This is a genomic window from Enterobacter sp. MGH 33 (assembly GCF_000534535.1).
Taxonomy (GTDB): domain Bacteria; phylum Pseudomonadota; class Gammaproteobacteria; order Enterobacterales; family Enterobacteriaceae; genus Enterobacter; species Enterobacter hormaechei_C.
The window spans coordinates 4531494-4543749 of sequence record NZ_KI973212.1 but is presented as its reverse complement, the minus strand read 5'-3'; the positions used below and the strand labels follow the sequence as shown (position 1 = coordinate 4543749).

Here is a 12256-nt window from a genome sequence, read left to right as displayed (position 1 = left end):
TAACGGGCGTATTTAAAGTGATAATCATAAGATATCTGGTTCGGGAGACGCTGAAGAGCCAACTGGCGATCCTCTTTATCCTCCTTCTGATCTTTTTCTGTCAGAAGCTGGTCAGGATCCTCGGCGCGGCGGTTGATGGCGAAATCCCAACGAATCTGGTGCTTTCCCTGCTCGGGCTTGGCGTGCCGGAAATGGCGCAGCTTATCCTGCCGTTAAGCCTGTTCCTTGGTCTGCTGATGACCCTGGGTAAGCTCTATACCGAAAGTGAAATCACCGTGATGCATGCCTGCGGCCTCAGTAAAGCCGTACTGGTAAAAGCAGCCATGGTGCTGGCGCTGTTTACGGGCATTGTTGCCGCGGTTAACGTCATGTGGGCGGGGCCGACCTCCTCTCGTCATCAGGATGAGGTGCTGGCGGAAGCAAAAGCTAACCCGGGGCTGGCGGCGCTGGCGCAGGGGCAGTTCCAGCAGGCTACCGACGGTAACTCCGTGCTGTTTATCGAAAGCGTCGATGGCAACCGCTTCAATGACGTGTTTCTTGCTCAACTGCGCCCGAAAGGTAACGCCCGGCCTTCTGTGGTGGTGGCGGACTCCGGTCAGCTGTCTCAGCGTAAAGACGGCTCTCAGGTTGTCACGCTGAACAAAGGAACGCGTTTCGAAGGCACGGCTATGCTGCGCGACTTCCGTATTACCGATTTTCAGAACTACCAGGCCATCATTGGCCATCAGGCCGTCGCGCTCGATCCCACGGATACTGAGCAGATGGATATGCGCACCTTAATGAATACCGATACCGATCGTGCGCGTGCTGAACTGCACTGGCGTATCACGCTGGTATTCACCGTATTTATGATGGCGCTGATGGTGGTTCCGCTGAGCGTGGTAAACCCGCGCCAGGGCCGCGTGCTGTCGATGCTGCCAGCGATGCTGCTGTATCTGGTGTTCTTCCTGCTGCAAACCTCAATCAAGTCTAACGGCGGGAAAGGAAAAATTGACCCGATGATCTGGACCTGGGTCGTGAATGGTTTGTATCTGCTGCTGGCAGTCGGACTCAACTTGTGGGACACGGTGCCTGTGCGTCGTCTTCGTGCCCGGTTTACGCGTAAAGGAGCCATCTAATGCAGGCGTTTGGCGTACTTGACCGCTATATCGGTAAAACGATTTTCACCACCATCATGATGACTCTGTTCATGCTGGTGTCGCTCTCGGGCATTATCAAATTTGTCGACCAGCTGAAAAAAGCCGGGCAGGGGAGTTACGACGCGTTGGGCGCCGGGATGTATACCCTGCTCAGCGTACCAAAAGATGTGCAGATCTTCTTCCCGATGGCGGCCCTGTTGGGGGCGCTGCTGGGCCTGGGGATGCTGGCTCAGCGTAGCGAGCTGGTGGTGATGCAGGCATCGGGTTTTACCCGTATGCAGGTTGCGCTGTCGGTGATGAAAACCGCGATCCCGCTGGTGCTGTTGACCATGGCGATTGGCGAATGGGTCGCGCCGCAGGGCGAACAGATGGCGCGTAACTACCGTGCTCAGGCTATGTACGGCGGTTCACTGCTCTCCACGCAGCAGGGGTTATGGGCGAAAGATGGTCAGAACTTTGTCTATATCGAACGCGTGAAAGGGGACGATGAACTGGGCGGCGTGAGTATCTATGCCTTCAATAACGATCGTCGTTTACAGTCGGTGCGTTATGCCGCCTCCGCTAAATTTGATGCGAACAACAAGCTTTGGCGGTTATCCCAGGTTGATGAATCTGACCTGACGAATCCGAAACAGATCACCGGTTCGCAGACCGTTAGCGGTACCTGGAAAACCAACCTGACGCCGGACAAGCTTGGGGTGGTAGCGCTCGATCCCGATGCGCTCTCCATCAGCGGTCTGCATAATTACGTGAAGTATCTGAAATCGAGCGGACAGGATGCGGGGCGTTACCAGCTCAACATGTGGAGCAAAATCTTCCAGCCGCTGTCCGTGGCCGTGATGATGCTGATGGCGCTGTCGTTCATCTTTGGACCGCTGCGTAGCGTGCCGATGGGGGTTCGCGTGGTAACCGGTATCAGCTTTGGTTTTGTGTTCTACGTCCTCGATCAGATTTTCGGTCCGCTGACGCTGGTGTATGGCATTCCGCCAATTATCGGCGCACTGTTGCCGAGCGCCAGTTTCTTCCTGATCAGCCTCTGGATGCTGCTAAAACGCTCCTGATAAACCTTCTTCCTCGCTCCCGGTTGCCCGGGGGCGAGGCTAATCTCCTGTTTCACCCCGCACTTTTTCTCACAACCTTCAACGCCTCGCCGTGAATTTGAGTATTATTGAGCGATAAAGTCGTGAAGGGATCCTCTATGAAGCAAATTCGAATGCTGGCCCAGTACTACGTCGACCTGATGATGAAGCTCGGGCTGGTGCGTTTTTCCATGCTGCTGGCGCTGGCGCTGGTCGTTCTGGCCATCGTCGTGCAAATGGCCGTGACCATGGTTCTGCATGGTCAGGTCGAGAGCATCGACGTGATCCGCTCTATTTTCTTTGGCCTGCTGATTACCCCATGGGCGGTCTATTTTCTCTCCGTGGTGGTTGAGCAACTGGAAGAGTCCCGACAGCGTTTATCGAAACTGGTGGATAAGCTGGAAGAGATGCGCGAGCGCGATCTCAAACTCAACGTCCAGCTCAAGGACAACATTGCCCAGCTGAATCAGGAAATTTCAGACCGTGAGAAGGCGGAAGCCGAGCGTCAGACCACGCTTGAGCAGCTAAAAGTTGAGATGAAAGAGCGTGAAGTGACGCAGATCCAGCTTGAACAGCAATCCTCTTTCCTGCGCTCGTTCCTCGATGCGTCGCCGGATCTGGTGTTCTACCGTAATGAAGATAAAGAGTTCTCCGGCTGTAACCGGGCCATGGAACTGTTGACCGGGAAAAGCGAAAAGCAGCTGATCCACCTGAAACCTCAGGATGTCTATTCCGAAGAGGCGGCAGCAAAAGTGATGGAGACGGATGAAAAGGTCTTCCGCCATAACGTTTCGCTGACCTATGAGCAGTGGCTGGACTATCCTGACGGGCGCAAAGCCTGCTTTGAGATCCGCAAAGTGCCTTATTACGACCGGGTGGGGAAACGTCATGGTCTGATGGGCTTTGGCCGCGATATCACCGAGCGTAAGCGCTATCAGGATGCGCTGGAGCGCGCCAGCCGGGATAAAACCACCTTCATCTCCACCATCAGCCATGAACTGCGCACCCCGCTGAATGGCATTGTGGGGCTGAGCCGCATTCTGCTGGATACCGAGCTGACCAGCGAGCAGGAAAAATACCTGAAAACGATCCACGTCTCGGCGGTCACGCTGGGCAATATCTTCAATGATATTATCGACATGGATAAGATGGAACGCCGTAAAGTTCAGCTCGACAACCAGCCGGTTGATTTTACCGGTTTCCTCGCGGACCTGGAAAACCTGTCAGGTTTACAGGCTCAGCAAAAAGGGTTGAGCTTTGTGATGGAGCCAACGCTGCCGTTGCCGCATAAAGTGGTGACGGACGGCACACGTCTGCGGCAGATCCTGTGGAACCTCATCAGCAACGCCGTGAAGTTTACCCAGAAGGGGCAGGTTGCGGTGCGCATTCGCTATGACGAAGGCGACATGCTGCACTTTGAAGTTGAGGACTCGGGTATCGGCATTCCTCAAGAGGAACAGGATAAGATCTTCGCCATGTATTATCAGGTTAAAGACAGCCACGGCGGTAAACCGGCGACCGGTACGGGCATTGGACTGGCGGTGTCGAAACGTCTGGCGAAAAGTATGGGCGGGGATATCACCGTTGCCAGCCAGCCGGGTAAAGGCTCCACCTTTACGCTTACCGTCCACGCGCCTGCCGTGGCGGAAGAGGTGGAAGATACGTTTGAGAACGACGATATGCCGCTGCCAGCCCTGCACGTCCTGCTGGTGGAAGATATTGAGCTGAACGTTATTGTCGCCCGGTCGGTACTGGAAAAACTCGGTAACAGCGTGGATGTGGCGATGACCGGCAAAGCCGCGCTGGAGATGTTCACGCCGGGCGAGTATGACCTGGTGCTGCTCGATATTCAGCTACCGGACATGACCGGGCTGGATATCTCCCGCGAGCTGACGCGCAAATATGCTCCTGACGAGCTGCCGCCGCTGGTGGCGTTGACCGCAAACGTGTTGAAAGATAAAAAAGAGTATCTCGAGGCCGGTATGGACGATGTGCTCAGCAAGCCGCTGGCGGTACCCGCCCTGACGGCGATGATCAAGAAGTTCTGGGATACCTGTGATGAAGAGGAGAGCACCATGACGTCTGTTGATAGCGCTAAAGCCCAAACGATACTGGATACCGCCATGCTGGAGCAGTATATCGATCTGGTGGGACCAAAACTGATCACCGATGGCCTCGCCGTGTTCGAAAAAATGATGCCGGGCTATCTGAACGTGCTCGAATCCAACCTGACGGCGCGTGACCAGAAGGGCATCGTCGAAGAGGGACATAAAATCAAAGGCGCGGCAGGATCTGTCGGGTTACGCCATCTCCAGCAGCTGGGCCAACAGATTCAGTCTCCTGATTTACCTGCCTGGGAAGATAACGTAGGTGATTGGGTCGAAGAGATGAAACAAGAGTGGCAAAACGATGTGGCAGTGCTGAAAGCCTGGGTGGACGCCAGAAAAAAATGACCCCGGCTATACCGGGGTGCGCGAATACTGCGCCAACACCAGGGAAATCGTGGCTGCGCCTGATTTTTATGGGTTGTTTTCGCATGGACGCCGCCTGAAAATTGAGGCCGCACGCAGATAAGATAGCAAATCTTAAACAGTTTGTTACATGAATCAGTGAAATGTGTGAAGCATAGCGTTTTAATCAGAATTTTTAATGTGCTTCAGCGAGTTGCATAGAAGGATCGTCAGAATGAAAAAGATTGGTGTCGTGCTGAGCGGATGTGGTGTTTACGATGGTTCAGAGATACATGAAACCGTATTAACGCTGCTGGCATTATCGCGCCAGGGAGCAGACGTTATCTGCTTCGCCCCGGATAAAACCCAGGCAGATGTGATTAATCATCTTAACGGCGAGCCAATGGCGGAAAGCCGTAACGTGCTGATTGAAGCGGCGCGTATTGTGCGCGGCGATATTCACCCGCTGGCACAGGCCGATGCCGCTGAACTTGATGCGCTCATCGTGCCGGGCGGTTTTGGCGCGGCGAAAAACCTGAGCACGTTTGCAACGGAAGGCACGGCGTGTCATGTCGATCCCGATTTGAAAGCGCTATCGCTGGCGATGCATGCGGCAGGTAAGCCGCAGGGCTTTATCTGCATTGCGCCGGCCATGCTGCCGAAAATTTTTGATTTCCCGCTGCGGCTCACGATCGGAACCGACATTGATACCGCTGAGATTGTCGAGGATATGGGCGGCGAACACGTGCCATGTCCGGTAGACGACATTGTGGTGGACGAGGACAACAAGATCATCACCACGCCAGCGTATATGCTGGCGCAGAACATCGCCGAGGCTGCCGCAGGCATTGAAAAGCTGGTGGACAGAGTGCTGGTCCTGACCGAATGAGTCGTAAATTCTCCCCCGGCGGGTGGTTAAAACGGATCCTGCTGCGTATTGTGCTGGTCCTGGCCGTGTTCTGGGGCGGCGGTATTGCGCTGTTCAGCATCCTGCCCGTCCCGTTCTCGGCCGTGATGGCAGAGCGGCAGATTAGCGCCTGGCTCTCAGGTGATTTTGGCTATGTTGCCCATTCTGACTGGGTCAGCATGGATGCAATCTCGCCGTGGATGGGGCTGGCGGTCATTGCGGCAGAAGATCAGAAATTCCCGGAGCACTGGGGTTTTGACGTGGCGGCTATCGAGAAGGCGCTGGATCATAATGAACGTCATGAAAACCGCGTCCGCGGCGCATCGACGCTTTCTCAGCAGACGGTAAAAAACCTGTTCTTATGGGACGGTCGCAGCTGGGTGAGAAAAGGGCTGGAGGCCGGGCTGACGCTGGGCGTCGAGACGGTGTGGAGCAAAAAACGCATTTTAACCGTCTACCTGAATATCGCGGAATTTGGTGACGGCGTATTTGGTGTCGAAGCGGCATCGCAGCGCTATTTTGGCAAGCCCGCCAGCAGGCTGACTATGTCCGAAGCGGCACTGCTTGCCGCCGTGCTGCCGAACCCGCTGCGTTTTAAGGCCAGCGCCCCGTCAGGCTATGTGCGAAGCCGCCAGGCGTGGATTATGCGCCAGATGCGTCAGCTGGGTGGGGAAGGGTTTATGGAACGAAATAATCTTAGGTAGGGCGGGTAAGCGCAGCGCTACCCGCCGACATGGCGAACGTTAGTCTTCGTCAAACCCGGCGTTGAACAGGGCAATCACTGCCGCCAGCGCTTCTTCTTCCTGCGGGCCGGTGGCTTCAACTTCAATCTGACGGCCTTTGGCAGAATCTAGCATCAGTAGCGCAATCACGCTGTTGGCTTCTGCCTCGGTTCCCTCGTCGTTGCGCAGCAGCACCTCAGCATCAAAACCCTGCATCAGTTCAAACAGCTTCATCGCCGGGCGCGCATGCATGCCCAGCTTGTTGGTGATTTCGACGGTCTGTTTTACGGTCATGTTTTGCGTTTTTCCAGCGTGCGATGACGGGACTGAACGTTCTTCCCGCGTGAGCGGAAGTAATCGGCCAGCTGTTCGGCAATGTAGACCGAACGATGTTTACCGCCGGTACAGCCAATCGCCACCGTCAGGTAGCTGCGATTGTTTGTTTCCAGCATAGGTAACCATAGCTCAAGGTAGCTTCGCGTCTGGTAGATAAAATTGTGTACTTCTGTGTGTCGATCGAGGAACGCTGCCACCGGCTTATCCAGACCGGTCATCGGACGCAGTTTCGGATCCCAGTGTGGGTTCGGCAGGAAACGCACATCAAAAACGTAATCCGCATCGATAGGTATGCCGTGCTTAAAGCCGAAGGATTCAAACACCATCGTCAGTTCGCGCTCGCGCTTGCCGAGTAAGCGCGTACGCAGCATTTCCGCCAGCTCGTGGACGGACATTTCGGAGGTGTCGACAATCAGGTCGGCCCGGGAACGCAGCGGCTCAAGCAGATCGCTCTCTTTATCGATGGCGCTTTCCAGCGAAAGATTTTTACTGGAGAGCGGATGCAAACGACGTGTATCGCTGTAGCGACGGATCAGCGTGTTGCGGTCAGCGTCCAGGAACAAGAGCTGAGGCGAGAAGCATTCCGGCAGGCTGTTCATTGCCTGCTCGAAGATTTCCGGCGATTCCGGCATGTTACGCACGTCGATACTGACGGCGGCAGAGATTTGCCTGTCCGCCAGCGTCCGCGCCAGATCGGGTAACAACACTACCGGCAGGTTATCTACACAGTAAAATCCCATGTCTTCCAGCGCGCGCAGGGCCACGGACTTCCCGGACCCCGAACGACCGCTGACGATCATCAGCACCATGTTCCGTTTCTCCTCAGGGCAGCCGTACTGAAGGCCCTTTCCCGATTATGCCTCATCCTGATTGCCTTCTGCTTCAGTGATAATTTGATAAAGCTCTTCATCACTTTGGGCTGAGCGCAGTCGACGACAAATGGTTTTATCCGCCAGACGTTTGGCAACCAGCGACAGCGTGTGCAGGTGGGTTTTGGTCTGATCGGCAGGAACCAGCAGCGCGAAAAGCAGATCCACAGGCTGGTTATCGATGGCGTCAAAAGCGATAGGCGTTTCCAGTTGCACAAACACCCCCACGGCACGCAGCGTATCTTCTTCCAGCTTGCCATGCGGGATCGCAATGCCATTGCCGATGCCGGTACTGCCCATTTTTTCACGGGTCAGAATGGCTTCAAACACGATCTGCGGCGGCAGACCCAGCTGTTTTGCGGCCAGCTCACTGATGATTTCCAGCGCACGTTTTTTGCTCTGGCAGTGAACGCCACTGCGGGTACAATCCTGGTTAAGGACATTGCTCAGTTGAAGAGCGGAATCGTTGTTTATCATAATTTCACCTAAGCGCTAACTGTACAAATGGCCTGTTGTGTTTCACAACAGGCCGTCCTGCACCCGTTAACTGCCCGGACAATTAGTGTTGTTTCAGTTTATCTTTATGTTTATTGAGCTGTCTCGCAAGCTTATCAATCAAGCCATCGATAGCCGCGTACATGTCTTGCCCTTCCGCACTGGCATGGAGTTCCCCTCCGTTGACGTGCAGGGTCGCATCCGAGATATGCGTCACTTTCTCCACTTTCAACACAACATAGACCTGGTTGATCCTCTCGAAATACTGCTCGAGTTTCGCAAACTTAGTGTTTACAAAATCGCGTAAAGCCTCAGTAATCTCGACGTTATGTCCGGTGATATTGAGCTGCATAGTGTCTTCCTTATCGGTTGTGTCAAACCAGTTGTTTACGCTGGTTAGACGGCGGAATGGATAAAGACTCTCGATACTTCGCGACAGTACGACGTGCCACCATAATACCCTGATCGGACAGCATGGTGGTTAACTTACTGTCACTGAGTGGCTTCGCGGGGTTCTCCGCGGCGATCAACTTCTTCACCAGTGCGCGAATAGCCGTTGACGAGGCTTCGCCGCCGCCTTCGGTGTTCACGTGGCTGGAGAAGAAATACTTAAGCTCAAAAATACCGCGTGGGCTGTGCAGATATTTCTGCGTGGTCACGCGGGAAATGGTTGATTCATGCATCTCGACGGCCTGGGCGATGTCTGCCAGCACCATCGGTTTCATAAACTCTTCGCCCTGCTCAAAGAACGCCTGCTGCTGTTCGACAATACAGCGGCTGACGCGCAGCAGCGTGTCATTACGGCTCTCCAGGCTCTTGATCAACCAGCGTGCTTCCTGAAGGTTGCTGCGAATGTATTGATTATCAGCGTCGTTACGGGCGCTGGTGCACATGGAGGCGTATTGCTGGTTGATTTGCAGGCGAGGAATGCTGTCGGCGTTCAGTTCAACGACCCACCGGCCATTGTGTTTTCTCACCAGCACATCAGGAATGACATATTCCGGTTCGCTGGTCTGGATCGACTGCCCCGGACGCGGATCGAGCGACTGGATCAGATTCACCGCTTCCTTCAGCACCTCTTCTTTCAGGCGTGTGACGCGCATCAGGGTGCGGAAGTCGTGATTCGCCAGCAGATCCAGATGATCGCTGATGATGAGCCGGGCTTCGTCAATCCACGGTGTCTCTTTGGCAAACTGCGAAAGCTGGATCAGAAGGCAGTCGCGCAGATCTTTCGCGGCGACACCTATCGGGTCGAAACGCTGAACGCGTTTCAGAACGGCTTCGATCTCTTCCAGTTCAATCTCGTCATCGCCGATGCTTTCAAGAATCTCGTCCAGCGTCACGGTCAAATAGCCCGTGTCGTCAACGGCATCGACAATCGAGGTGGCAATGGCGCGATCGGTATCGGAGAAAGGAGTCAGCTCTACCTGCCACATCAGGTAGTCCTGAAGCGACTGGGTGGTTTCGCCCTGGTAGACCGGGAGTTCATCGTCCTGGTAGTCTGCGCGCGTCCCGGAAGGGGTACCCGCGGTGTAGATTTCGTCCCAGCTGGCATCCAGCGGCAGTTCGTCCGGCATCTCTTTCTGTTCAAGCGCATCTACGGAGTCGAGCGTTTCTGTGTCCTGCGTCTGCTGGGCGTCTACCTCGTCATGAAGATCGGTTTGCTCCAGCAGCGGATTGCTGTCCAGCGCCTGCTGGAGCTCCTGCTGGAGTTCTAACGTGGACAGCTGCAACAGACGGATTGCCTGCTGTAGCTGCGGCGTCATGGCCAGTTGCTGGCTGAGCCGTAATTGCAAACCTTGCTTCATGTTCAGAGCGTTTTTCTCCGGTTCGGCGTGACTTAACCTCTACCCTATCAGAGTCTGAAGTCTTCCCCAAGGTACACGCGCTTAACATGCTCATCTTCGAGGATTTGCTGCGGCGTACCGTGGGCAATCAGATGGCCCTGGCTCACTATGTAGGCGCGCTCACACACGGCCAGCGTTTCACGAACGTTGTGGTCCGTGATCAGTACGCCAAGCCCGCTGTCGCGCAGGTGCTCAATGATACGTTTGATATCGATAACGGAGATGGGGTCAACGCCCGCAAACGGTTCATCCAGCAGGATGAATTTTGGGTTTGCTGCCAGCGCGCGCGCAATCTCAACGCGGCGGCGTTCACCACCGGACAGCGCCTGGCCGAGGCTGTCACGCAGATGTTCGATATGAAACTCTTCCATCAGCTCGTTCGCACGGTCAGTGCGCTGCTCGCTGGTCAGATCGTCACGGATCTGGAGCACGGCCATCAGGTTGTCGAACACGCTTAAGCGGCGGAAAATAGACGCTTCCTGCGGCAAATAGCCGATGCCACGACGCGCGCGGGCATGCAGCGGCAGCAGGCTGATATCTTCATCATCGATGATGATGTTGCCGGCGTCACGCGGGACGATGCCCACCACCATGTAGAAGGTCGTGGTTTTACCCGCCCCGTTAGGGCCAAGCAAACCCACGATTTCGCCGGAGTTGACGGTCAGACTGACATCTTCGACGACGCGGCGGCCCTTATACGCTTTCGCGAGGTTTTTTGCAGTTAAAGTTGCCATAACGAATTAGTTACTCTTTTTCTGTGCCGGAGCCTGACCGTTGTTCTTGTCCTGCAACTGCGAAGGCACAAGCACGGTCGTGACGCGTTTGCCTTTTTCGCTGGAGGCCTGCATTTTCTGCTCTTTCACCAGATAGGTGATCTTGTCGCCTTTGATGTTGCTGTCCAGCTGTTCCAGGTAAGCATTACCGGTCAGGATGACCAGATCCTTCGCCAGTTCATAGTGCATATGCGAGGCATGGCCTTTCACCGGCTTGCCGTTGTCCTGCATCTGGTAGAAGGTGGCCGGGTTGCCATAACCATCGATAATCTCTTTGCCCTGCTCGCCGCCCGGACGGGTAACGACCACTTTGTCGGCGTTGATTTTAATGGTGCCCTGGGTCATGACGACGTTGCCGGTAAAGGTGACGACGTTACCCTGCATATCCAGAGACTGGGTATCGGATTCAATATGAATCGGCTGTTCGGTGTCGCCAGTCACAGCAAGCGCGGGAAGACTGGCCGCCAGCAGCGCGCTGGCGATAACAACTTTAAGGCTGAGTTTGTTTGTTTTGAATTTCATAGGAGGTTCTAACCTTTTCAATCAGCTCGGCGTTTTTGCTGCGTAAGTTCCCGCGCATTCTTAAACCGCTGGAATTAAATGTTGTGCCATACAGGGTGACTAAATCCTGCGACGTGACATCCTGGGTGACCAGGTTGATCTGGGCGTTATCCGTCGTAATTTTTCGCAGTTGCGCGTCAGCGGTCAGGGCGTTGACTTCAACGTGACCATACAGGTAAAGCATACGGTCATTTGTCAGTTTTGCCCGGTCAGACTTGATAGACCACGTCGGCACTTTGTCCGTATCAAAGGTGGTCATGACCGGTTGGGTAAACCACGAGGTACCGTCATCTGAAAAATATTCTACATGCTGAGCAACGAGGCGATAGTTCAGCGCGCCTTCCGGGCTATAGACCACGGTGTCGCTGTGATCGCTTTTATAGGTCGGGTCGCTCGTGTTAACCACTTCCGCTTGCGTATCATCGCGGTCAGCGAGGTTGACGCCAATCAGTACCAGGGCGACAAGCGCAAGCAGAATGATAACCCAACGTCTGGTTTTACTCATATCGATTGCCCTTTCGCCTCATCAAGCTTGCCCTGCGACAGCAGAAGCAGATCGCAGACTTCACGGACGGCGCCGCGGCCACCGTGAATATGGGTAACGTAATCAGCGCGCGGGATCAGCAGCGGGTGCGCGTCAGCCACGGCGATGCTCAGACCCACCTCCGCCATCACTGGCCAGTCGATCAAATCATCCCCGACGTATGCCACATTCTCTGGTGCAATGGCCAGTTTTCCCAGCAGATCCCGGAAAGCTACCATCTTATCAGACTGCCCCTGATAGAGATGGGTAATGCCCAGCGTTTCACACCGATCTTCTACCAGTTTAGCTTTCCGCCCGGTGATGATTGCAACTTCAATTCCGGACGTGAGCGCACAGCGGATACCGTAACCGTCGCGAACGTTAAAGGCTTTCAGCTCTTCGCCGTTATTGCCCATATAAATCAGACCGTCGGAGAGCACACCATCCACATCGAGGATCAACAGGCGGATATTTTCCGCCTTTGCCATCATGTGGGCGCTCACCGGGCCATAACAGGTTGCAAGGGATGCACCCGCATTACTCATTGTCTTATCC

At 54.9% G+C, this 12256-nt stretch carries 14 protein-coding genes; 5 read left to right on the top strand and 9 right to left on the bottom strand.

Annotated elements, in window-relative coordinates; all coding sequences use genetic code 11:
* Positions 1-17 precede the first annotated feature (17 nt).
* From lptF to mtgA, 5 genes are all read left to right on the top strand, one after another.
* Positions 18-1118 carry an LPS export ABC transporter permease LptF gene (gene lptF / locus L379_RS02910; protein ID WP_003861881.1) on the top strand — a complete coding sequence of 367 codons (1101 nt, stop codon included), beginning with the start codon at positions 18-20 and terminating at the stop codon, positions 1116-1118.
* Positions 1118-2200 carry an LPS export ABC transporter permease LptG gene (lptG, locus tag L379_RS02915; protein WP_001147540.1) on the top strand — a complete coding sequence of 361 codons (1083 nt, stop codon included), beginning with the start codon at positions 1118-1120 and terminating at the stop codon, positions 2198-2200. Before lptF ends, lptG begins: the two co-directional genes overlap by 1 nt.
* Before the next feature lie 137 nt (positions 2201-2337).
* Entirely contained in the window at positions 2338-4671 is a 2334-nt protein-coding gene (gene arcB / locus L379_RS02920; RefSeq protein WP_017382727.1) for an aerobic respiration two-component sensor histidine kinase ArcB, read from the top strand.
* Between the two features lie 232 nt (positions 4672-4903).
* Positions 4904-5557 carry an isoprenoid biosynthesis glyoxalase ElbB gene (elbB, locus tag L379_RS02925; protein WP_032655241.1) on the top strand — a complete coding sequence of 218 codons (654 nt, stop codon included), beginning with the start codon at positions 4904-4906 and terminating at the stop codon, positions 5555-5557.
* Positions 5554-6279, top strand: coding sequence for a monofunctional biosynthetic peptidoglycan transglycosylase (mtgA, locus tag L379_RS02930; RefSeq protein WP_015571986.1), 726 nt, complete (start codon positions 5554-5556; stop codon positions 6277-6279). The genes elbB and mtgA overlap by 4 nt, the downstream gene beginning before the upstream one ends.
* 39 nt (positions 6280-6318) lie before the next feature.
* On the opposite strand, the gene npr is transcribed toward mtgA, so the two are convergent.
* The 9 genes from npr to kdsC all read right to left on the bottom strand — a co-directional run bounded on the left by npr (position 6319) and on the right by kdsC (position 12246).
* Positions 6319-6591, bottom strand: coding sequence for a PTS phosphocarrier protein NPr (npr, locus tag L379_RS02935; protein WP_003861872.1), 273 nt, complete (start codon positions 6589-6591; stop codon positions 6319-6321).
* On the bottom strand, positions 6588-7442 hold the full coding sequence (rapZ, locus tag L379_RS02940) for an RNase adapter RapZ (RefSeq protein ID WP_003861870.1): 855 nt from the start codon (positions 7440-7442) through the stop codon (positions 6588-6590). The genes npr and rapZ overlap by 4 nt, the downstream gene beginning before the upstream one ends.
* A 45-nt stretch (positions 7443-7487) precedes the next feature.
* Positions 7488-7979, bottom strand: coding sequence for a PTS IIA-like nitrogen regulatory protein PtsN (gene ptsN, locus L379_RS02945; RefSeq protein ID WP_003861869.1), 492 nt, complete (start codon positions 7977-7979; stop codon positions 7488-7490).
* Between the two features lie 82 nt (positions 7980-8061).
* Positions 8062-8349, bottom strand: coding sequence for a ribosome hibernation promoting factor (gene hpf / locus L379_RS02950; RefSeq protein ID WP_003861866.1), 288 nt, complete (start codon positions 8347-8349; stop codon positions 8062-8064).
* 22 nt (positions 8350-8371) lie between these two features.
* Positions 8372-9805 (bottom strand): RNA polymerase factor sigma-54, encoded by a 1434-nt coding sequence (gene rpoN, locus L379_RS02955; protein WP_003861864.1) that lies wholly within the window; start codon positions 9803-9805, stop codon positions 8372-8374.
* Between the two features lie 47 nt (positions 9806-9852).
* Positions 9853-10578 carry an LPS export ABC transporter ATP-binding protein gene (gene lptB / locus L379_RS02960; protein ID WP_003861862.1) on the bottom strand — a complete coding sequence of 242 codons (726 nt, stop codon included), beginning with the start codon at positions 10576-10578 and terminating at the stop codon, positions 9853-9855.
* 6 nt (positions 10579-10584) lie between these two features.
* Positions 10585-11139 carry a lipopolysaccharide ABC transporter substrate-binding protein LptA gene (gene lptA, locus L379_RS02965; protein ID WP_006812136.1) on the bottom strand — a complete coding sequence of 185 codons (555 nt, stop codon included), beginning with the start codon at positions 11137-11139 and terminating at the stop codon, positions 10585-10587.
* Positions 11108-11683: an LPS export ABC transporter periplasmic protein LptC gene (lptC, locus tag L379_RS02970; protein ID WP_015571983.1), complete on the bottom strand. Its 576-nt coding sequence runs from the start codon at positions 11681-11683 to the stop codon at positions 11108-11110. The genes lptA and lptC overlap by 32 nt, the downstream gene beginning before the upstream one ends.
* Positions 11680-12246 (bottom strand): 3-deoxy-manno-octulosonate-8-phosphatase KdsC, encoded by a 567-nt coding sequence (gene kdsC / locus L379_RS02975; RefSeq protein WP_017693909.1) that lies wholly within the window; start codon positions 12244-12246, stop codon positions 11680-11682. The genes lptC and kdsC overlap by 4 nt, the downstream gene beginning before the upstream one ends.
* Positions 12247-12256: the final 10 nt, after the last annotated feature.